The 20,997-nt window shown below is 65.7% G+C and carries 21 protein-coding genes and 1 pseudogene; 11 read left to right on the forward strand and 11 right to left on the reverse strand.

Features of this window, described 5'->3' with window-relative positions; translation table 11 throughout:
- Position 1: 1 nt before the first annotated feature.
- The 5 genes and pseudogenes from ABIC16_RS03630 to ABIC16_RS03650 form a co-directional block, all read right to left on the reverse strand.
- Entirely contained in the window at positions 2-1,522 is a 1,521-nt protein-coding gene (locus ABIC16_RS03630; RefSeq protein WP_354290068.1) for a sensor histidine kinase, read from the reverse strand.
- A gap of 73 nt (positions 1,523-1,595) precedes the next feature.
- Positions 1,596-2,360, reverse strand: a complete 765-nt coding sequence (locus ABIC16_RS03635; RefSeq protein ID WP_277970689.1) for a 3'-5' exonuclease — start codon at positions 2,358-2,360, stop codon at positions 1,596-1,598.
- A gap of 83 nt (positions 2,361-2,443) precedes the next feature.
- Positions 2,444-3,827 (reverse strand): annotated as a pseudogene (gene pgmG, locus ABIC16_RS03640) (phosphoglucomutase/phosphomannomutase PgmG).
- A 61-nt stretch (positions 3,828-3,888) separates the two neighbouring features.
- On the reverse strand, positions 3,889-4,146 hold the full coding sequence (locus ABIC16_RS03645) for a J domain-containing protein (protein WP_277970687.1): 258 nt from the start codon (positions 4,144-4,146) through the stop codon (positions 3,889-3,891).
- A complete protein-coding gene (locus ABIC16_RS03650) occupies positions 4,146-4,940 on the reverse strand; it encodes a division plane positioning ATPase MipZ (RefSeq protein ID WP_354290069.1) in 795 nt (264 codons plus the stop codon). Before ABIC16_RS03650 ends, ABIC16_RS03645 begins: the two co-directional genes overlap by 1 nt.
- A gap of 80 nt (positions 4,941-5,020) precedes the next feature.
- Between ABIC16_RS03650 and panC the strand changes: the two genes are divergently transcribed.
- From panC to ABIC16_RS03665, 3 genes are all read left to right on the forward strand, one after another.
- Positions 5,021-5,866 (forward strand): pantoate--beta-alanine ligase, encoded by an 846-nt coding sequence (gene panC / locus ABIC16_RS03655; protein WP_354290070.1) that lies wholly within the window; start codon positions 5,021-5,023, stop codon positions 5,864-5,866.
- 103 nt (positions 5,867-5,969) lie between these two features.
- Positions 5,970-6,266, forward strand: coding sequence for a hypothetical protein (locus ABIC16_RS03660; RefSeq protein WP_354290071.1), 297 nt, complete (start codon positions 5,970-5,972; stop codon positions 6,264-6,266).
- A 190-nt stretch (positions 6,267-6,456) separates the two neighbouring features.
- Entirely contained in the window at positions 6,457-7,626 is a 1,170-nt protein-coding gene (locus ABIC16_RS03665; protein ID WP_502958280.1) for an MBL fold metallo-hydrolase, read from the forward strand.
- Positions 7,627-7,680: 54 nt separating this feature from the next.
- Here ABIC16_RS03665 and ABIC16_RS03670 read toward each other — a convergent pair whose 3' ends face one another.
- Positions 7,681-8,220 (reverse strand): DUF3617 domain-containing protein, encoded by a 540-nt coding sequence (locus ABIC16_RS03670; RefSeq protein ID WP_354290072.1) that lies wholly within the window; start codon positions 8,218-8,220, stop codon positions 7,681-7,683.
- 82 nt (positions 8,221-8,302) lie between these two features.
- Between ABIC16_RS03670 and uvrB the strand changes: the two genes are divergently transcribed.
- Complete coding sequence (gene uvrB / locus ABIC16_RS03675) at positions 8,303-10,510, forward strand: excinuclease ABC subunit UvrB (protein ID WP_354292254.1); 2,208 nt, start codon at positions 8,303-8,305, stop codon at positions 10,508-10,510.
- Between the two features lie 78 nt (positions 10,511-10,588).
- Complete coding sequence (locus ABIC16_RS03680) at positions 10,589-10,843, forward strand: type II toxin-antitoxin system HicA family toxin (protein ID WP_354290073.1); 255 nt, start codon at positions 10,589-10,591, stop codon at positions 10,841-10,843.
- Positions 10,844-11,069: 226 nt separating this feature from the next.
- Here ABIC16_RS03680 and ABIC16_RS03685 read toward each other — a convergent pair whose 3' ends face one another.
- Positions 11,070-11,438, reverse strand: coding sequence for a PRC-barrel domain-containing protein (locus tag ABIC16_RS03685; RefSeq protein ID WP_277970679.1), 369 nt, complete (start codon positions 11,436-11,438; stop codon positions 11,070-11,072).
- A 143-nt stretch (positions 11,439-11,581) separates the two neighbouring features.
- Here ABIC16_RS03685 and ABIC16_RS03690 point away from each other — a divergent pair, with 143 nt between their 5' ends.
- On the forward strand, positions 11,582-12,133 hold the full coding sequence (locus ABIC16_RS03690; protein WP_354290074.1) for a hypothetical protein: 552 nt from the start codon (positions 11,582-11,584) through the stop codon (positions 12,131-12,133).
- Positions 12,134-12,602: 469 nt separating this feature from the next.
- A complete protein-coding gene (locus ABIC16_RS03695) occupies positions 12,603-14,180 on the forward strand; it encodes an amidase (protein ID WP_354290075.1) in 1,578 nt (525 codons plus the stop codon).
- Positions 14,181-14,190: 10 nt separating this feature from the next.
- On the opposite strand, the gene ABIC16_RS03700 is transcribed toward ABIC16_RS03695, so the two are convergent.
- Complete coding sequence (locus ABIC16_RS03700) at positions 14,191-14,643, reverse strand: DUF2721 domain-containing protein (RefSeq protein WP_277970676.1); 453 nt, start codon at positions 14,641-14,643, stop codon at positions 14,191-14,193.
- 110 nt (positions 14,644-14,753) lie between these two features.
- On the opposite strand from ABIC16_RS03700, the gene ABIC16_RS03705 reads away from it, so the two are divergent.
- Positions 14,754-15,026 carry a UvrB/UvrC motif-containing protein gene (locus ABIC16_RS03705; RefSeq protein WP_354290076.1) on the forward strand — a complete coding sequence of 91 codons (273 nt, stop codon included), beginning with the start codon at positions 14,754-14,756 and terminating at the stop codon, positions 15,024-15,026.
- Between the two features lie 9 nt (positions 15,027-15,035).
- On the opposite strand, the gene trmB is transcribed toward ABIC16_RS03705, so the two are convergent.
- On the reverse strand, positions 15,036-15,716 hold the full coding sequence (trmB, locus tag ABIC16_RS03710; RefSeq protein WP_277970674.1) for a tRNA (guanine(46)-N(7))-methyltransferase TrmB: 681 nt from the start codon (positions 15,714-15,716) through the stop codon (positions 15,036-15,038).
- 83 nt (positions 15,717-15,799) lie between these two features.
- On the opposite strand from trmB, the gene ABIC16_RS03715 reads away from it, so the two are divergent.
- The 3 genes from ABIC16_RS03715 to ABIC16_RS03725 all read left to right on the forward strand — a co-directional run bounded on the left by ABIC16_RS03715 (position 15,800) and on the right by ABIC16_RS03725 (position 18,050).
- Positions 15,800-16,630, forward strand: a complete 831-nt coding sequence (locus tag ABIC16_RS03715) for a formate/nitrite transporter family protein (protein ID WP_354290077.1) — start codon at positions 15,800-15,802, stop codon at positions 16,628-16,630.
- Positions 16,631-16,697: 67 nt separating this feature from the next.
- Complete coding sequence (locus ABIC16_RS03720; protein ID WP_354290078.1) at positions 16,698-17,300, forward strand: phosphatase PAP2 family protein; 603 nt, start codon at positions 16,698-16,700, stop codon at positions 17,298-17,300.
- A 114-nt stretch (positions 17,301-17,414) separates the two neighbouring features.
- Positions 17,415-18,050, forward strand: a complete 636-nt coding sequence (locus ABIC16_RS03725) for a hypothetical protein (RefSeq protein ID WP_354290079.1) — start codon at positions 17,415-17,417, stop codon at positions 18,048-18,050.
- A gap of 61 nt (positions 18,051-18,111) precedes the next feature.
- On the opposite strand, the gene metK is transcribed toward ABIC16_RS03725, so the two are convergent.
- Both metK and lnt read right to left on the reverse strand, forming a co-directional pair.
- Positions 18,112-19,329: a methionine adenosyltransferase gene (gene metK / locus ABIC16_RS03730; protein WP_277970670.1), complete on the reverse strand. Its 1,218-nt coding sequence runs from the start codon at positions 19,327-19,329 to the stop codon at positions 18,112-18,114.
- Positions 19,330-19,402: 73 nt separating this feature from the next.
- Positions 19,403-20,932 (reverse strand): apolipoprotein N-acyltransferase, encoded by a 1,530-nt coding sequence (gene lnt / locus ABIC16_RS03735; RefSeq protein ID WP_354290080.1) that lies wholly within the window; start codon positions 20,930-20,932, stop codon positions 19,403-19,405.
- Positions 20,933-20,997 lie beyond the last annotated feature (65 nt).

The following is a 20,997-nucleotide window of genomic DNA, read 5'->3' on the forward strand; positions in this document are numbered from 1 at the left end:
CTCAGCGTCCTCGGGTGTCGGTCTTGGCTTCCGTGTAGGTCGCCGGAAGGGTCAGGCGGAACGTCGCGCCGCGCCCAAGTTCGGACGAGACATCGATCACGCCACCCAGCCGATACGCCAAGGCGCGGACATGTGCGAGTCCGATCCCTTCGCCCGGCTGGTCCTGCGTACCCGAGCGGCGGAACAGGTCGAACACGCGCGCATGGTCGGATGGGGCGATGCCGCGGCCATTGTCCTCGATCTCGTAATGGATCCGCTTGCCCTCGCGCTTGCCGCGGACGACGATCCGTCCGGGGCGTGCCGGGTCGAGATATTTGACGGCGTTTTCGATCAGGTTGGAGAAGATCTGCTCGACGGCGACACGATCGCTGAAGAGGTTCGGCAAGGGCTGCTCCACGGTCAGCGTGGCGCCACGATGCTCGATCTGCTGGGTCAGGCTGGCACCGATCCCGTCGATCAGGACCGCAATGTCGAGCGGCTCGGCCAAGATCACCCGGCGACCCTGGCGCGACAGCTTGAGGATCGCGTTGATCAGCCGATCCATCTTCTGCGTCGAAGTGCGGATGAAGCGGATTGCCTCGGGCAAGTCCTCGCGCGCCGCAAGCCGCGCATCCTCGCTGACGATCTCGGGCGCCTTTTCCTCGGCTCGGTCGATCAATTCGGTGATCGCGCCGGTCGCTGCCTCGAGTTCGGCGGTGAACCCCATGACGTTGACCAGCGGGCTGCGCAGGTCGTGGCTGACGATGTAGGCGAAGCGCTGGATTTCCTCGTTCGCGCGGCTCAGGTCGGCAGTGCGCTCGTCGACCAGATCCTCGAGCGTGTCCGCGAAATCGCGGAGCGCGTCGCGCGAGGTCGCCAGTTCGCGGGTGTAGCGCAGCACTGTAACCAGCGTGATGAACGCGACGAGGACCAGCAGAAGCCCCGCCACCGCCAGTGTGACGTAGAAGACCTGCACGCTTGCCTGTTGCGCGGCGTCGCGGACGGCGAGCAGACGCCGCTCTTCGCGGACCATCGTGTCGGCCAGCGAACGCACCGCACGCATGCGGCGGATGCTCGTCTCCTGCTCAAACTGGGTCAGTGCGCCGGCCCGATCCCCCGCCTCTGCCGCCGCAATGGTGCGCTCGCGCTGCGCGGAGAGGTCGCCGACCAAACGCCGCATCGTCGTGATATTGCCTTGCTGGCGCGGATTGTCCTCTGTCAGCGTCGCAACCGTCCCGACGGCCTTCGGGACCGCCGCCATGGCGGTACGATAGGTTGCGAGATAGACCGGTTCGCTCGTCAACAGATACCCACGCCGCGCGGTTTCACTTTGCTCGATCGCGATCCGGGCGCGATCGATCGCCAATTCCACCTCGTAGGTGTGGTTGACTTCGCGGGTGTGATGCTCGTTCTGTGCGGTCGACCAGGCTGCGGCGACGCCAGCGGCGATCAGGGCGAAGAAGCCGATGGCCATGCACGTCACGAGAAAGCGGCCCATGCGCCCCTCGCTCACGCCAAAACTCGGAACCAGACGCGTATACATGAGCGCGTCCTTACGCAGCAGCAACGACAAAGACCAGTGACACTTGATAGATGCCTATCAATCTGTCGTTACTTTACAGCAACTTTCCCTGAGGCGACGGTCGGCCCACGGCGCCCCCGCCGCGTCGGCGGGCAAGTTCGGTCTCGGCGGTGAAGCGAACGTCCATGTCGCGGTCGCCAAGCATGATCGCGAGGGAATCGTCGCTGATCTCCTGCCAGCTCTTGCCGCGATCCGGTCCGGGGCGGATCACGCGCGGCAACAGGCCGGGGACCGCCGACCAGGCGAGCAGTTGCTCGGGGCCGACTTCGTTCAACATGTCGCGCAAGTGGAAGGCGGTGACATAGGCGTCGGGGAAGGCGCGATGTGCGGGAAGCCCGCGTTCGTGGATCATTCCCTCGGGTTTGCGCCAGTAGCGGAGCATCTGGTTGGAAAAGCTCGGCGTGTCCGGCCACAGCCGCAGCGCACACTTCCATGTGCAGATCCACGGCGCGCCGCGGGTCAGCGGTGCAGTGCAGAATTTCTGTTCGTAATCCGCGCGATGCGCAGCGAGCGCGATCCGGCGCGGATAGGGATCGAGCACCCCGCGCGCCACGTCGTGCCAGAACGGCGCGTCGGCAACCTGTTCGTCGAGGATGTGGTGGATCGCCTGAGTCAGCGGCGGGATCGGACGACCAGGATTCACGAGGCGTGCACCGCCTTCGCCTTCGATCTCCCAGCGGCCGTCCTTCTGGAGCGCGACGTCCTGCCAGCCGATTTCGCACACGCCGTGGATCGGCGGGCCCTCGCCGGTGGTCTCGAGGTCAATGACGCGGATGATCTGGGGGGCGGGGGGAGGCATTGCGCTTAAGTGGCGTGTTTGGCCGAGGATTGCGAGAGGCGTATCCGTCACCCCGGGACGAGCCCGGGGTGACGGTCCAACGCTTAGTGCGCGGCCTGCGGGCCACGCTCCAGCCCGCTCTTGGCGAGCTGATCGTCGATCATTCCGAGCAGGCGGTCGAGTGCGGCCTGGTCCTTCGCCTCGGCGCGCGCGACGAGCACGTCCTGGGTGTTCGAAGCGCGAAGCAGCCACCAGCCGTCGGGCGTGTTGACGCGCGCGCCGTCGGTGCGATCGACCTGCGCGCCATCGGCCTCGAGCCGGGCGAGCACTTCCTCGACGACTGCGAACTTGCGGCTCTCGTCGACCTGGAAACGCATCTCGGGGGTGTTGACCAAAGCGGGCATGTTGCCGCGCAGTTCCGTCACCGACTTGCCGATCATGTGCGCTGCACGAATAAAGCGAACTGCGGCGTAATGCGCGTCGTCGAACCCGTAATATTCATGCGCGAAGAAGATGTGACCGCTCATCTCGCCGGCGAGCGGGCTGTCGGTTTCCTTCATCTTCATCTTGATCAGGCTGTGCCCGGTCTTCCACATCAGCGGCTTGCCACCGAGTTCCTCGACGCGGTCATAGAGCATCTGCGACGCCTTGACGTCTGCGATGATCGTCGCGCCCCGGAAGCTCCTTGAGGACGGGTTCGGCCAGAATGGAGAGAATCTGATCGCCCCAGATCACGCGGCCCTCGCCGTCGATCGCGCCGATCCGGTCGCCGTCACCATCGAAGGCCAGTCCGAAATCGAGGTTCTTCTCCGCGACGAGGCGCTTGAGGTCGACCAGATTGGCTTCATCGGTAGGATCGGGATGATGATTGGGAAAATTGCCGTCGACATCGGTGAACAGCAGATGATGCTCACCCGGGAGGAACTTGACGAGCTTCTCGATGATCGGGCCCGACACGCCGTTGCCCGCGTCCCAGCCGATCTTGTAGGTGCCGCCCGCGAAACCCGCGACCAGACGACCGACATAGTCGTCCTCGATGTCGGCGGTCGAGACCGTGCCCTCGCCAGTCTCCCAATCGCCCTCCGCCGCCATGCGGCCAAGGTCCTGAATGTCCGCGCCAAAGAACGGCTTGTGCTGCAACACCATCTTGAAGCCGTTGTAGTCGGAGGGATTATGGCTGCCGGTTATCTCGATGCCGCCATCCACTTCTAGCGTGGCTTCGGCGTAATACAGCATCGGCGTCGGGCCCATGCCGATCCGCACGACGTCCACGCCGACCGCCGTGAGGCCACCGATGAGCGCGGCTTCGAGCTCGGGCGACGACAGGCGACCGTCATAGCCGACCGCGACACGGGTGCCGCCCGCCCGACGCACGCGCGTGCCGAAACCGCGGCCGATCGCGTCCGCATCGGCGGTGCCGAGGGTTTTGCCGACGATCCCGCGAATGTCGTATTCGCGAAGCGAAGTCGGGTCGAAACGATGAGTCATGTTGGTCCTCCTGGGGAATCTTGCTCTGGCCCAATCGACCAGACGTGTGAAAGTTCAAAGACTATGGTTTGAGCAGTACGTCGCGTGCCGCATTGATACGGCGGGTGAGTTCGGCGGATCCCCCCTTATCGGGGTGCAGCGCGGAGACGAGCCGGCGATGCGCGGCGCGAATATCGTCTGCATTTGCCCGCGGGCCAACACCCAGCACCGCGCGCGCTTCGCTCTCCTCGGGGCGCTGGATGCGTTGCGGCTTGGGCTTTGGCCGCAGCAGCAGCCAGGCACCCACCAACAGCGCGACCAGGAGCAGGACCTTGGTCATCAGGCGACTTGCGGCAGAACCGCCTCGGGCAGGGCGAGCGCGCCCATCATTTCGCGCAGTTCCTGGCGTGCGGCGACATGCGCCAGCCCCATCGCACCGAATTCGCCCGCGTCGAGCATCGTCAGCCCGGCGGGGAACAGTTCGCGATAGATCACGCGCTCGCCCAACCCAGGGACGATGCGAAACCCGACGCGTTTGGCAAGCTGATCGAGCGCTTCGGACACGCGGCGCATGTTGCGGGCTTCGATATGCTGGACACGGTTGCGCAGCACGACCCAGTCGATCGTCGACCCGTCCGCCTTGGCGCGCGCCTTGCGCGCGTCCCAGATCATTTCGGCGTAGAAGCTTGGGCGCGTGACTTTGTACGTCTCTGGGTGGACCTGACCGATCAGGTCGAAATCGACGAAACTGTCGTTCATCGGCGTGACCAGCGTGTCCGCGCGGGCCGCCGACAGTCGCCCGAAGCGATCGTCGCGACCCGGCGTATCGATCACGAGGAAATCGGTATCGTGCGCAAGATCCTCGAAAAGCTCCTCGAACCGTGCGTCCGTTTCGCCGTCATGCGTGGCATGGCGCGGGATCGGGAGCGGACGTCCGGTGCGTTGGACGGTTGCTGCGCGATTGTCGAAATATCGCCCCATCGTGCGCTGGCGATGATCGAGGTCGAACGCCGAAACCTTGGCCCCGCGCGCCGCCAGCGCGATCGCGACGTGCACGGCCGTCGTCGATTTCCCGGTGCCGCCCTTCTCGTTGGCGAAAACGATTATGTGTGGTTTTCGCGCAGCACTTGCCAACGGGATGGTATCCTACGTCTTGTTCGGTCGGGCCCGCCCCCATAGAAGGCCGTTCCGTCCTTACCGAAGGCCCAACCCGCGTGCAAACCATCCGTACACTAAGCGCGCTTCGCGCCGCGATCGCCGATTTCCGCAGTGGCGGGTCGGATATCGCGCTGGTCCCGACGATGGGCGCGCTGCATCGCGGTCATATTGCGTTGATCGAGACCGCACGGCGGCAGGGGCGCAAGGTCGTCGCGTCGATCTTCGTCAATCCCAAGCAATTCGGCCCCAACGAGGACCTCGCGCGCTACCCGCGCCGCGAGGCGGCGGACGCGCGGATGCTGACCGAGGCGGGATGCGACATCCTGTGGCTCCCCCCGGTGGAAGACATGTATCCGACCGGCTTCGCGACGAACATCTCGGTCTCGGGCGTCAGCGAGGGGCTCGACGGCGCAGCGCGGCCTGGCCATTTCGATGGAGTCGCAACGGTGGTCGCGAAGCTGTTCAACCAGGTTCGCCCGGATATCGCGTTGTTCGGCGAAAAGGATTTCCAGCAACTTGCGGTGATTCGCCGGATGGTGTCCGACCTCGATTTCGGAATCGAGATCGAAGGCGTACCGACCCAGCGCGATGATGATGGCCTCGCGCTATCGTCGCGCAACGTCTATCTCGATGACGGACAACGTGCGGCGGCGGTGGCCCTGCCACGCGCGCTGGGCGATGCGGCGCGCGCGATCCTGCGGGGTGACTCCCCCGCCGATGTCTTGGCGGCAGCACGAGATTCGCTGACTGGCGCGGGATTTGCGGTCGACTATGTCGAACTGGTCGATGCCGAAACGCTGGCGAGCGATGCGCCCGTCTTCCGCCCGCGGCGACTGCTGGCGGCAGCGCGGCTCGGGGGAACGCGTCTGATCGACAATCTGGATGTTCCGGCGATAGCGTAAGCCATTGGTCGTACGACCAAAGTTCCATGTAGCCGTTAACCTTTATTTGACTGCATCCGACGCACTGTCGGCAACAGAAATTGGTTAATCGGGACGGATCGACATGGGCACCAGCCTGAAGAACGCGAACTACCTCATCGCAAGCCGCATGGCAGAAGCTGCCGGGGGGGATGCTGATGCTTGTTACGAACTGGGTATGGTCTTTTCGAGCGGCGGGGCGGGCGTCGCGGTCGACCTGATCGAGGCGCACAAATGGTTCAACCTCGCGGCGGTTGCCGGGAGCGAAGCCGGCATGGCAAGCCGTAGCGAAATCGCCGAGGACATGACCGCGCGCGAAATCGCCGCCGCGCAGGCCTCGGCGCGCGCTTGGCTGCACGCGACGCAACGCCGCGCGGCCTGACGGTTTCGCCGGACGGGCGGTGGCATATCCCCCTCTTTGCGTAGCGACTGTCCTACAGCGGGGATCGACCCGCCGTGGCGGGAGTTGGGCCTTACGATAGCAGCAACGGATCCAGCTGCGCCCTTATGGGTGCAGGCACTCCGAAGATGCCGTAACGCCCCATGGCGGGTTCGCAGAGAAAGTCAGGCCGTTGAGCGTCCGAAGTATCGCGACATTGGTCGGCAAGGTGCTGCTCTGGGCGACGATCGTCCTTTGTCTGGTGATCACGCTCGTCCCGCGCTTTCTCGATGCGCGTTACTACAACGGCGCGGTGAGCGGACATTTCGACGGGCAACGCTTCTTCAATCCCGATGGCGAGCAGGATGACGTGGCGCCGCCCGGCGCCACTAAGGCCAACTTCCTGGTGCGATACCTCCTGCGCAGCGAGGGACGCCCGCGCTGGCCCGAACACGTCGCGATCCGCCCGATTGCCCCGCCAGATCGCGTCGCCGGACAGCGCATGGTGGCGACCTGGGTCGGGCATGCGACCGTGCTGGTACAGACGCAGGGTCTCAATATCCTGACCGATCCGGTGTGGAGCAAGACCGCCGGGCCGCTGGGGATCGGTCCCGCCCGCGTCGCCGAAACGGGGATCGCGTTCGACCGGCTGCCCAAGATCGACGTCGTTCTCATCAGCCACGATCATTATGATCATCTCGATCTGGCGACGCTGCGACGCCTGTGGAAACGCGACCACCCGCTGGTCGTGACAAGTCTCGGCAATGACAGCGTGATTGGACAAGCCGGGGTCCCCGCCCACGCGCTCGATTGGGGCGGGCGGATCGCCGTAAAGCCGAATGTCGAGGTGATCGTCACGCGCAACCATCATTGGGGTAGCCGCTGGATGACCGACCGTAACCGTGCGTTATGGTCGAGCTTCGTCGTTCGGCTGCCGGGCGGCAACGTCTTCTTTGCGGGGGATACGGGGCCGGGGGACCTGACCTGGGCCGATGCCGCGGCGAGCTATGGTCCGGTCAGGCTGGCGCTGATTCCGATCGGCGCGTTCCGCTTCGCGCCCGGGCAAATGGTGTCGGGAAGCCATATCGGCCCGATCGATGCCGCCGAAGTCTACCGCCGGCTGGGGGCGTCGACGGGGATCGGTATCCATTGGGGGACCTTCCATCTGTCCGCGGAAGCGTATGACACACCGCCGCGTTTGCTGGCTGCGGTCACGCGGGCCGCGGGGTTGCAGGGGTTCGGCACGGTTGCGCTCGGTCAGCCGAGCGTCATTTCACGCTATGTGGCGCGGGACCGTCCGGCGCCGATCGACCGGATCGAGATCGTCGGGCGCCTGCCCGCGGCGGCACGGGCGTTGCCGTAACGCTTTGTTTTGCGGGCTAGACGGATCTCACCGTGTCGATGGTGCTTCCTAAACTCAGCTTTTCACGGCGGGCGTCGGTGGCGGGGTTACGTCCCCGGGCTTGCACGGGCCGCTCCGGGTCGAATGGACGCGCATTTCCATGACGCCTTCGGCCGCGCCCTTTGCGTCAAAGCCTTCCGACTTCATCGTCAGGTCGCGATCGCCGGTCGCGTTGGTGCCGGTGACGGTCAGCTTGACCGTGCCCCCGCCATCCTGCGGGCAGACCGCGCTGAGACCGATCGACGCGCCGGTCTCGTCATTCTTGCCGATTTTACAGTTCTTTCCGCGCGTGCCGACTTGCTCCATCGTCTGCGCCAGATTCTCCTTCGCGGCGGCCTCGGGGGTCAGGCACATCGCGATCCCCGCCATCGAATCGAACATCGCCTGCATCTGCGCCTTGACCTGCGGAGTCGCGCCCTTGCCTTCGAGCCGCAGGATCTGGACCTTCTGCGTCCAGCTGCCGGGCTCGCGCTTGATCACCGGTTCGGGAGAACAGGCCGCGACCGCGAGGATCGGCAACGCGCAAGCTGCTGTAGCGATACGATAAAGGCGCATGATCTTTCCCCCGGGCGACGCACGCCGGGCGAATGACGCGCGCGATTGTCTGTGGCCGCATCCCTTCCCATATTGCTGCGTGATGGCAATCCAGATTCGCACCACGCTCGATGAACCCGAAACCGGGGTCAGCTTCGTCCCCCACCGTCCGGCGCGTCCGCCGAAGGCGGAAGGGGGCAAAAGGTTCAAGCTCGTCTCGGATTATACCGCGGCGGGCGACCAACCGACTGCAATCGCTGAACTTGTCGCCCAGACCGAGGCGGGCGAGCGGGACCAGGTGCTGCTCGGCGTGACCGGCTCGGGCAAGACCTTCACCATGGCGAAAGTGATCGAGGCAGTGCAGCGTCCTGCCCTCATTTTGGCGCCGAATAAGATCCTCGCAGCGCAGCTTTACGGCGAAATGAAGTCGTTTTTCCCCGAAAATGCGGTGGAATACTTCGTTAGTTACTACGATTATTACCAGCCCGAGGCCTATGTCGCGCGGTCGGACACGTACATCGAAAAGGAAAGCTCGACCAACGAGGCGATCGACCGGATGCGTCACGCCGCGACCCGCTCGCTGCTCGAACGCGACGACGTGATCATCGTGGCGTCGGTGTCGTGCCTGTACGGCATCGGGTCGGTCGAGACCTATTCGGCGATGATCTTCGACCTCAAGAAGGGCCAGACCGTCGACCAGCGCGAGATCGTCCGCAAGCTGGTGGCGCTCCAGTACAAGCGCAACGACGCGGCGTTCCAGCGCGGCAATTTCCGCGTGCGCGGCGATGCGCTTGAGATCTTCCCGTCGCATTATGACGACACCGCGTGGCGCGTGTCGTTCTTCGGCGACGAGATCGAGGATATCGTCGAGTTCGATCCGCTGACCGGAAAGAAGATCGCGAGCCTTGGCACCATCCGGATCTACGCCAATTCGCATTATGTGACGCCGGGGCCGACGCTCAAGCAGGCGATGGAAGCGATCAAGTTCGAGCTGCAGGAGCGGCTCAAGGAGCTGGTGCCCGAGGGCAAGTTGCTCGAGGCGCAGCGGCTGGAGCAGCGCACCAATTTCGATCTTGAGATGATTGCAGCGACCGGGTCTTGCGCGGGGATCGAGAATTACTCGCGCTTCCTCACGGGCCGCATGCCGGGCGAGCCGCCGCCCACGCTGTTCGAATATTTGCCCGAGAATTCATTGCTGTTCGTCGACGAGAGCCACCAGACGATCGGCCAGATCAACGGCATGTCGCGCGGCGATCACCGCCGCAAGCTGACGCTTGCCGAATATGGCTTCCGCTTGCCCTCGGCGATCGACAATCGGCCTTTGCGCTTCAACGAATGGGAGGCGATGCGCCCGCAGACGACCTATGTCTCGGCGACGCCGGGTGCATGGGAAATGGAGCAGACCGGCGGCGTGTTCGCCGAGCAGGTCATTCGCCCGACCGGGCTGATCGATCCCCCCATCGAGATCAAGCCGGTCGAGGAACAGGTGCAGGACCTGATCGTCGAAGCGCGCAAGACCGCCGAGCTCGGCTATCGCACGCTGGTGACGACGCTGACCAAGCGGATGGCGGAGGATCTGACCGAGTTCATGCACGAGGCGGGCTTGCGCGTCCGCTACATGCACAGCGACGTCGAGACGCTGGAGCGTATCGAGCTGATCCGCGACTTGCGGCTCGGCGTGTACGACGTGCTGATCGGGATCAACCTGTTGCGCGAGGGGCTCGATATCCCCGAGTGCGGGCTGGTCGCGATCCTCGACGCGGACAAGGAAGGCTTCCTGCGCTCGGAGACCTCGCTGATCCAGACGATCGGCCGCGCGGCGCGCAACGTCGACGGACGCGTGATCCTCTATGCCGATCGCATCACGGGCTCGATGGAGCGCGCGATGAACGAGACCGAGCGCCGTCGTGAAAAGCAGCGCGCGTATAACGAAGAACACGGCATCACGCCGACGACGATCAAGCGCAACATCGGCGACATCATCCAGGACGTGTCGAGCCGCGATCAGGTCACGGTCGAGATCGACGAGGACCGGCCGCACATGGTCGGCCACAATCTGCGCGCGTATATCGAGGATCTCGAGAAGAAGATGCGCGCGGCGGCGGCGGACCTCGAGTTCGAGACCGCCGGGCGACTGCGCGACGAGATCCGGCAGCTGGAGCAGGAAGAGCTGGGGCTTCCGGTCGAACAGCAGAAGTTGCCGATCATGGGACGCTCGAACGAGGGCAAGCCGGGCACGCGCAAGACACGGTATGGGAAGAGCCAGAAGATGCGCGCTGGGATGGCGGGGAGTTCTCGGCGGGCGCGGTAATTGGGGAATGCAAAATTGAACGGTGTCGGGCTGGCGTGGTAGATTCCGGACTATGCCCGAAACTGCGAGATCGTGCCGATGACCCGCACCGCCAAACTTTACTCTTGGATATTAGCCAACCCGAGATCGGCTATTCCATTCCGCGATTTTGAGCGACTATTGGCTGCGTTCGGCTTTTCGGTCAGGCGAACGACAGGGAGCCATCGCCAGTACGCGCATCCTAAAGTTCCTCACGTCTTGACCATCCAGCCCCGCGGCAAGGACGCCAAGACCTATCAAATCGAGCAATTTGTCGCTATGTGTATCGAGTACGATCTTACATTGGACGAATGATGGCACCGCGATACCATATCGACCTGTTTTGGTATGAGCCCGACTCGTGCTGGATCGCGAACGTGCCGGATCTTCGAAGCTGCTCGGCCCACGGCGATACGCCGGAAGAGGCGCTCGGGGAGCTTCAAATCGCCATGGAAGGTTGGTTAGAGACCGCGCGAGAGTGCGGGATTGCGATCCCTGAACCGCAATACCGTCACACAAGCCTGGCCGCTTAACTTTAGAGTTAGTCGACCGACAGGTCCTCGCTCGCGACATCGTAGTATTTCGACACGCGATCGGCGTACGCCTGGTCGAACGTCGGTGCGTTGCTCGCCCAGCTTGGGCCACCTTCCAGCACGCGGCGGTCGATCGTGACGATGTAGGTGTCGTTGACCGGATCGAACTGAAGCAGCGAGAAGGGGAGCGGGTAATAGGCCTTGCCCATGCCGAGGAACCCACCGATCGTCAGCACCGCATAGATCGTCTGGCCAGTGCGCTTGTTGACCATCAGCGTGAGGACCGAGCCGATCTTGTCGCCGTCGCGGCTTCGGACCTGCATCGCGTCGCTCTTGTTGGACTGGAGCAACAGCTGGGTGGGTTCGGTTTGTGACATGGATACATTCCTTCAGTTCGCGTGCGTAACGGCGACAGGGGGCTCTCGGTTCCGCGCGGTTTAGGGCTGGATCGGTGGGAAAAACGCGCGGCGGCGTGGGCGCTGCGGTTGAGCAGGCGGGCAGGTTCGCCCATAGACCCCGGATGCGTACCACTATCCCCTTGTTTGCGATGACCGTTCTGATGGGGACCGTGCTCGCGGCGTGCGTGGAAAAGCCCGTCGCTCCGGCGCGAGCACCTGCACCGCCGGTTGCTCGCCCGGCCGTGGTGCCGCGCCCCGTTCCGCCGCGCAGCAACGACTGGCGGGACTGGCCGGTCACCGTCGGGGATTGGACATATCGGCAGGATCAGGGCGGCTCGACCGCTTTGTTCGGCGCGCGGGGCAGCAACGCGCTGCTGACGCTGCGCTGCGACAACGCCAGCGCGATGCTGTACCTGTCGCGCCAAGGGATCGCGCGGACCCCGCTGACGGTCCGGACCTCGACGGTGGTGCGGAGCCTTCCGGTCCAGCCGACCAGCCCCGGTCCCGCAGGGGCCCCCGCCTATGTCGCGACGCGGCTCGCCGCGCGTGACCCGTTGCTCGACGCGATGGTGTTCAGTCGCGGTCGGTTCATCGTGGAACAGGGGGGCGCGGCAACTTTGGTGGTCCCGGCCTGGGCCGAAATCGCGCGCGTGACCGAGGATTGCCGGCGCTGATAGCGGCGTTGGATGGCGCTGCGCAGGCCGATGAGAATCGGACAATCCGGCGAACATTACAAGACTTGTTTCGCAAGAATATCTGATTCAAACAGGGCTCGTGACCAGCGCAGGTCACGCCGTTTCAACTGGCGAAAGGAGGTGATCCGATGTCTCATGGTTCAGCAATGGGGTCGGTTCAGTTCGTTAGGGAGACGCACCGCTAGGCCTTCGGGGAAACCCGTTCGATCGGCTGGCGGAGGGTATACTCCCTCATTCAACGCCGTACCCGTATCGAGGCACTAGCGGTTCGCATGGTCTCCCAAGCTGGAGCTTCCGGCCGCTGACCATGTCAGGAGGTTGCCGGGGTGTCGTGAAGACCCCCGGCAGCCTCTTTTCATTTGTACGGCAAGGCTTTGGGAACGCTTGTCCTCCCCATGCGATCATCGCATGATCGGCGGTGAGGGACCGACCGGGGGGAGACTGAGCGATGATGATCCGTGCTGCCTGTGCGGCCTTGTTGATGCTTCCCGGTGCTGCGGTTGCACAGGGTATCCCACGGGTCGAGGAGCAGTCGATCGACGCGCTGCGTGCGGCAATGGCGCAGGGTACCAGCAGCGTCGCGATCGCCCAGGCGTATCTTGCGCGGATCGCAGCGATGGATCGCACCGGGCCGACGCTGCGCGCAGTGATCGCGACCAATCCTGATGCGATGGCACAGGCGCGGGCGAGCGACGCGCGGCGTACGGCGGGCAAGCCGCTTGGCCCGCTCGACGGAATTCCCGTGCTGATCAAGGACAATATCGAGACCAGCGACCCGCTCGCGACGACTGCGGGGAGTCTCGCGCTCAGGGACAACGTCACTCGGCGCGATGCCCCGGTGGTCGCGCTGTTGCGCAAGCAGGGCGCAGTGATCCTCGGCAAGACCAACCTCAGCGAATGGGCCAATATCCGCTCGACGCATTCGATCAGCGGGTGGAGCGCGGTCGGCGGGCTGGTGCGCAACCCCTATGCGCTCGACCGGACGTCGTGCGGGTCGTCGAGCGGATCGGGCGCGGCGGTGGCGGCAAGCTTCGCGGCGGTCGCGATCGGGACCGAAACCGACGGATCGGTCGTCTGCCCGTCATCGATGAACGGGCTCGTCGGTCTGAAGCCGACGCTCGGCATGGTCAGCCGGACGCACGTCGTGCCGATCAGCCACAGCCAGGACACGCCGGGGCCGATGGCGCGGAGCGTCCGCGATGCCGCCTTGCTGTTCAACGCGATGGTCGGGGTCGATCCGGCCGACCCCGCGACACGGGACGCGCGGACGCACATGCACGACTTCGCGGCACCGCTTGCCACTGCGTCGCTGTCCGGCGTGCGCATCGCGGTGCTCCATCCGGAGATGCTTGACAGCCTGAAGGCGCGGTATGACGCATCGCTTGCCGTGTTGAAGGCGCAGGGCGCGGTGCTGGTCGATGTCGAGGCGCCCAAGCTCGAGGGCATTGGCGAGGCCGAACTGCTCGTCCTGCAGACCGAGCTGAAGGCGGATCTCGACGCGTATCTTTCCACCACGCCCAAGGCGGTGAAGACGCGGTCGCTCGATCAGGTGATCGCGTTCAACCAAGCAAACGCCGCCAGCGAAATGCCGTTCTTCGCGCAGGAGACGTTCGTTGCCGCTGCGCAGACGCGCGGGCTCACCGATCCGGAATATCTCGGTGCGCGGGCGAAGTCGCTTCGGCTGGCGGGAGCCGAGGGGATCGACGCGCTGCTGGCAAAGGCGCAGGCGACGGTGATCGTCGCGCCGACCTACGGGATGCCGTGGCTGTCCGACACGGTGTATGGCGACACGTTCAACGGGCCGAGCGCGAGCGAATTGCCAGCGATCTCGGGGTATCCGCATCTGACCGTGCCGATGGGGCTGGTGCGCGGCGTTCCGGTCGGCCTGTCGTTCATCGCGACGCGGTGGGGCGACCAGACCGTGCTCGACGCCGGCTATGTGTTCGAACAGGCGGCAAAGGCGCGGGTCGTGCCGAGCTATGCCGCGACCAACGACGCCGGTCCGGGGTTGGCCGGCGCGCGCTGAGGGGCGGGCGTCAATCCTGCAGCAATTCCGGGCGAATGTGAATCGCGGTCAACGACATGCGCACCTCGATCAGGAAGGAGGCGAGCGATGCGATCAGCAGGCCCATCGCGAGGATGAACGACAGCGCGACGACCGTGCCGATATGGAGCTTAACCAGTTCCGCGACGAACAGCAGCGCGACGACCAGGCAGGTCATCACCGCGCTCGACACTGCGAGCACCAGCGAGGCGTTGATGACGATCATGCGTCGGTCGAGCAGCCGCAATTCCCAGACGTGGCGGTCATGCTCGGGTCCCTGCGACGCGGGATGCAACGCCTCGAGCGCACGCGCGCGATCCACCACGCGCGACAGCCGCCCCGCCAGCACGTTGAGCAACGCGCCAATTCCCGCCAGCATGAACACGGGCGACAGCGATAGCTGGATCGTCTGGGCGATCGTCGTAACGGCGGGGTAAGGGTTCATTGCTCCTGTTGTGCGCAATGCGGCGCGCGGACGCAACCCGTTCTCCTGCCGCCGTTTCGTTCCGCCGCCCAGCGCAGGGAGCGGACGCGCCGGTGCCGCGTTGATACCCAATGACCGAACTCGAACGTCTGCAAGCCGAGATGGAAGCCGCTGCGGCGGCGCTTGATTTTGAGGAAGCCCGGCGGCTGCGCGACCGGATCAGCTTGCTCCGCGGGGGTGCCGATACGCAGGATGCCGCCGCGGCCGACACCGTGGGCCTGGTGCGGCAACGCCCCGGCGCGATGGGGCTCGGGTCGAGCCAGCAGCGCATGACGCCCCCCGCGGGCTGGACGCCACCGGTCAAGCCGGATCCGATGACGCGCGGTCGGTCGCGCAAGCGGTAGTTGTGCGGGTCAGACGCGCAGGTAGCGGAAGTACCAGACTTCACGGCCCTGGCGGCGGGCCTTGCGTTCGTAGCGCGTCTCGGGCCAGTCGTCCGGGCGGGTGAGGAAGTCGGCCGGGCCGGCGGCGGTCCACACGAAATCACGGCGTTGCCCCAGCACCATCATCGCCCAACGACAATAGGTCGGGTCGTCGGTGCCGAGCCGAAATTCGCAGCCGGGCTTCAGTTTCGCCGCGATCAGGTCGAGCGGGCCATGGTTGACCATCCGCCGCTTGGCGTGGCGCGCCTTGCGCCACGGATCGGGGTGCAGGAGGTACACGCGCGACAGCGATGCGTCCGGCAGCCGCTCCACCACGTCGAGCGCGTCGCCCATGTGCACGCGCACATTGTCGAGGCCGTCCTCGCGGATGTGCGTCAGCGCGCCGACCACGCCGTTGAGGAACGGTTCGCACCCGATGAAGCCGGTATCCGGCCGCATACCCGCCTGACCGGCGAGATGCTCCCCCGCGCCGAACCCGATTTCGACTTCGATCGGGCGATCGTCGCCGAACAGCCGCAGCGCGTCGAGCGGCCCGTCTTCGGGCACGCTGACTTGCGGGAGCAGGGTTTCCACGAGATCGGCCTGGCCCAGCCGCAATTTGTGGCCCTGCCGCCGGCCGTACAGGCGGCGTGTCGTCATCGGATCGGTCATAGGGGCGCGCGTGTAGCGCGGCTTGCCGCCGGAGCAAAGGGCCGCCGCGGTCGTTGCACCCTGACAACGAAGGGATGACGGCGATGGCGGAGCACCGCGCGAACGAATACTCGAGCGAACGTCCGGCCGATGCGGAGAGCGGCGGGGACGTCGACTCGATCAAGGCCGCCAACGCGCAGGAGCTCCACCGCGCCGTCCGCGAGTCGGGCGCGGAGGAACTGGAGCGACCGGTTTCGGCGCTGTTCTGGTCGGGGCTCGCGGGGGGACTGGCGGTGACCGCGTCGCTCGTCGCGGAGGGCGCGATCGCCGCGCATGTCCCGACCGGCGAGTCGCGCGCGCTGATCATCGCGCTTGGTTATCCGATCGGGTTCGTGATGGTGATCCTGGGCCGGATGCAGTTGTTCACCGAAAGCACGGTGACCGCGATGCTCCCGCTGGTGACATCGCCGTCGTGGGACGCGCTGCGGCGGACGTTGCGGTTGTGGGCGGTGGTGCTCGGCGCGAATTGCGTCGGGACGGCAATCGCGACGGCGGCGTTCGCGGGGATGGCGCTGGGGGATTCGTCGCTCGACGCCGGGATGGTCGAGGTGTCGATGAAAATCACCGAGCATGGCGCGATGGAGACCTTCTTCAACGCGGTGCCCGCCGGGTTCCTGATCGCGATCGTCGCCTGGGCGCTCCCCAATGCGCGCGAACACGCGTTGCTGGTCATTTTCGGGATCGTCTATGTCGTCGCGATCGGCGGGTTCAGCCATTCGGTCGTCGGGTCGAGCGAAGCGTTCCTGCTGCTATGGACGGGCAAGATCGGGATCGGCGGCGTGGTGAGTTTCCTGGTGCCCGCGGTAATGGGGAACCTGCTCGGCGGGGCGGGCTTGTTCGCTGTGCTGGCGCATGCGCAGGTGACGGACGATTGATCGCGGCGGAGAGGGACCGATTCGCGCAGTTCGGCCGTTCGGCGATTAAGTTTCGGAGATGTGGACGATGGGTAAAGTGACCAAGGCAGCCAAGGCGTTGACCCGCATCGACCGCAAGGTCACGCACGACGCCGCGAAACATCGCGATAAACCCGGCGTGAAGGTGCTCGGCGCGCTCAGCGAAGGCGCGGACCAGCCGCCGTTGCTACTGCTGGGCGCGGGGACGCTCGTCGTCGGCGCGCTGTTGCGCCAGCCGGTGATGCTGCGCACCGGAGCGCGGATGCTCGCGAGCGAGATCATCGCGACCGGGATCAAGTCGGCGATCAAGCGATCGGTGGACCGCACGCGGCCCAAGAAGGCGATCGAGAGCGGTGAGCACAAGTTCGAGCCGGGCGACAGCAAGGACCACGACCAGAGTTCGTTCCCGTCGGGTCATACTGCCGGCGCTGTCGCGGTTGCCGGTGCGCTTGCGAAGGACGCGCCCGTGGTCGGCGCGACCGCTTACGCGCTGGCGGGTGGGGTTGCCGCGATGCAGCTCCCGCGCGGCAAGCATTACCTGCTCGACACGATCGCGGGTGCGGCCGTCGGCTTCGTGGCGCAGCGGGCCGCTAGCGCGGCGGTGCGGGTGGCGGAACGCACGATCGTCCGCGCGGTCCAGCGGCGGAAGTAATCGGCCTTCCGTCCGGCGCTGATCCCGCTGGCCGATCCGGCGTTCACCATAAACGCTAAGTCTCGGTCAACATTGCAGATTTACACGGTTCGATGTCGAACAGGGGAAGTCTGCATGAAACTGGCGTTGTCCGCGTGCCTTGCGCTCGCCTTGCTGACCCCGACGGTGGCCATCGCGCAGGACCTTATCCACTGGGACGCCCCGGCGATCCCGAGCGACCGCACCGCCTCCTTCCCGATGGGAACACCGGTACGGCTGGCAACGCGCGCAGAACTCAATACCAAGGACGTTCGTGCGGGCGACCGCTTCTATCTCGAGGTCGCGGAGCCTATCGCCTATCGCGGACAAGTGGTGGTTCCGGTCGGTGCGATCGCCGTCGGCGAAGTCATGCGCGCTGAGCGCAACGGTCTTTTCGGCAAGAAGGGGGAACTCGACGTCCGGCTGCTGTCGATCCAGACACCGAGCGGGCCGGTGCGCCTGTCCGGGCGGACTGGACGCAAGGGGTTGGATCAGGGGGTGCTTGCGATCGGCGGTGCGCTGGTGATCGCTTGGCCGATGATGTTCATTCACGGCACGAGCGGGCGGTTGCCCGCCGACACGCTGCTGACCGGGTATCTTGCCGAGGATTTGCGCTTTTCGGTCGCGGCGGACGCGCAGGCCGCATCGGCGCTTTCGGACGGTAGCGGTTCGGCGGAACGGGTCCTGCCCGCGCGCTTCGACCCGGCCGCTTTTTCCGCCACGCAGCGGTAGCGTTCGTCGGGTTGGCGCGAATTGAGGGTCCGGGCGCGGCATCACCGCGCCCGGAGCATCATCAGGCGACGGCAGCCTTGAGCGCGTCGACCAGATCGGTTTTTTCCCAGGTAAAGCCATCGGCATCGGGCTCGCGCCCGAAGTGGCCGTACGCAGCAGTCCGCTTGTAGATCGGCGCGTTGAGCTTGAGATGCTCGCGGATGCCCTTAGGCGTCAGGCGAACGAGCTGCGGGAGCACTTCCTCGATCTTTGCTTCCGGCACCGTACCCGTGCCGTGCAGGTCGACGTAGAGCGACAGCGGCTCGGCGATGCCGATCGCATAGCTGAGCTGGATCGTGCAGCGGCGCGCGAGGCCGGCAGCAACGACGTTCTTCGCGAGATAGCGCGAGACATAGGCGGCCGAGCGATCGACCTTGGTCGGATCCTTGCCCGAGAACGCGCCGCCGCCGTGCGGGGCTGCGCCGCCGTAGGTGTCGACGATGATCTTGCGACCCGTCACGCCAGCGTCGCCATCCGGACCGCCGATTTCGAATGCGCCGGTCGGGTTGATGTAGATCTTGGTCGCGTCGGTCACGAAGCCCTCGGGCAGCGTATCCTTCATCACGCCAGCGACGTAGCTGCGGAGTTCTTCGTACAGCGCGGGGTTGGCGTTGTCGCCCTGGAGGCAATAGCCTGCCTTGTGCTGAGTCGAGACGACCAGCGCGGTCGCGCGGACCGGCTTCTCGTCGCGATATTCCAGCGTGACCTGGCTCTTGGCGTCAGGCTCGAGGAACGGGGCGGCGCCCGAATGACGGTCGGCGGCCATCCGCTCGAGGATCTTGTGGCTGTAATAGAGCGTCGCGGGCATCAGGCCCGGGGTCTCGTCGGTCGCGTAGCCGAACATGATGCCCTGGTCGCCGGCGCCCTCGTCCTTGTTCGCGCCCTCGTCGACGCCCATCGCGATTTCGGCGGACTGGCCGTGAAGGTTGTTCTCGAAGCGGAAGTTCTCCCAGTGGAAGCCCGACTGCTCATAGCCGATTTCCTTGACGGTGTTGCGCACCGCAGCCTCGATCTCGGCGAGCGCGCCATCGGCCCAGGCGCCGTTCTCGTACACGCCCTTGCAGCGGATTTCGCCCGCGAGGACGACGAGGTTGGTCGTGGTCAGCGTCTCGCACGCGATGCGTGCCTGGGGGTCCTTGCTCAGGAACAGGTCGACGACGGTGTCCGAAATCTGGTCGGCGACCTTGTCGGGATGACCTTCCGAGACCGACTCGGAGGTGAAGAGAAACGATGCGCGCATTCGGTGAAACCCTCGTCTTGGCACGACCCGGCGTGACCGGGACAGGCATATAAAGCTTTCCTTATATGTGCTCCTATCGTGCCCGTCGGCGGATGGCAATTGCCGTTAGCGCCAGCAGGGCGCCGGCCAGGAGCGCCATCAGGTTGCCCATACGCGCGAACAGGGTGGGTGGTGCCGCCGCCGGGATCGGCAGTTCGATCGCGCCGCGGGTCTCCCACGGGATCGAGGCGAGCACGCGACCGCGCGCGTCGATGATCGCGGAGATGCCGGTCGGCGTCGCGCGGATGATCGGCAGGCCTTCCTCGATCGCGCGGAGCCGTGCCTGCGCCAGATGCTGCGCGGGGCCCCAGCTGCCATACCAGCTGTCGTTGGAGGGGTTGAAGATCAGCGCGGGGCGATGCTTGCGGTCGACGATCGAGCCTGAGAAGATCATCTCGTAGCACAGCGCGAAACCGACCCGCCCGATACCGGGGAGGTCGACTCCATCGGGGCCCTTGCCGGGGGCGAAGTCGAGATCGCCGGGGACGAGCCGCGACAGGCCGATCGCGGACATCAGCGGGCGCAGCGGGAGATATTCGCCGAACGGCACCAGATGCGCCTTGTCGTAGCGGGCGACGATCCGCTTCTCCGCGTCGATCGCGAAGATCGCGTTGGTCGCCGACCGGATTTGCCCCGTGGCATCGAACAGCAGCGCGTTTCCGCCGGTGAGCACGACGTCGCGCGGGCCGAGCAGTGCCGCGATCCGCGCGCGGGTCAGGAACGGCGCGGACTCGCCGTAATATTGCGGCGGATAGCCATCCTCGGGGAGATAGCGCAGCGCGCCCTCTGGCCAGACGATCAGCCGCGGCGCGGCGCGCGGGCTTCCGCTGAGGCCAGCGAGCGCGCGCAGGTTGGTCTCGGCATAATCGTCGCGCGGGCGTTGCTCCTGGTCGAGATCGGGCTGGACGACGCGGACCCGTGGCGCGTTGGTGGGCGTGGGGGCGGCGGGAGTCGTGTCGATCGCCGACAGTGCGAGCAGCCCCGTGACGCCGGCGACCGCGAGCGGAAAGCGCCGGTGCCGCTGTGTCGCGAGCAGCAACGCGCCCGCGACCAGTACGGCGACTCCTGACAGCGCGTACGTGCCGAGATACCGCCCGCTCGCCGCGACCGGCGTCGGGAGCCAGAGTTCGGACAGCGGATTCCACGGATAGCCGGTCAGCAACGTCCCGCGCAGATATTCGGTCGCGATCCAGGCGGTGGCGAAGATCAGGACATAGCTTGCGTCCAGTGTCTGGCGTCTGAGCTTCCACGCGACCCCCGCCGCGGCCATCGGGAAGATCGCGAGATACAGCGACAGCAGCGCGGGCGCGAACCAGCCGAGCGCATGCGGCATCGCATCCTGGAAACTGAAGGCCTTGGCGATCCAGTTGTTGCCGATGGTGAAATGCGCGAAGCCGAACAGCCACCCGCGCCACAACGCCGCGCGTCGCGTCGGCGCTTGGTGCACCAGCCACATCCACGCGGCGAAACACCCGAGCGTGACGGGCCACAGCGCAAGCGGGGCGAAGCCGACCGCGGCGATCCCGCCGAGCAGGAAGGAGAAAAGGGCGGGGCGCTGAGTCATCGGGTGGCTATCGCGTGATCAGGGAGGGGACGCAACGTCGTGCTTCGATCCTCCCCGGAACGGGG

Origin of the sequence: Sphingomonas sp. PvP055 (genome assembly GCF_040546365.1) — a bacterium.
Lineage (GTDB): Bacteria > Pseudomonadota > Alphaproteobacteria > Sphingomonadales > Sphingomonadaceae > Sphingomonas > Sphingomonas echinoides_A.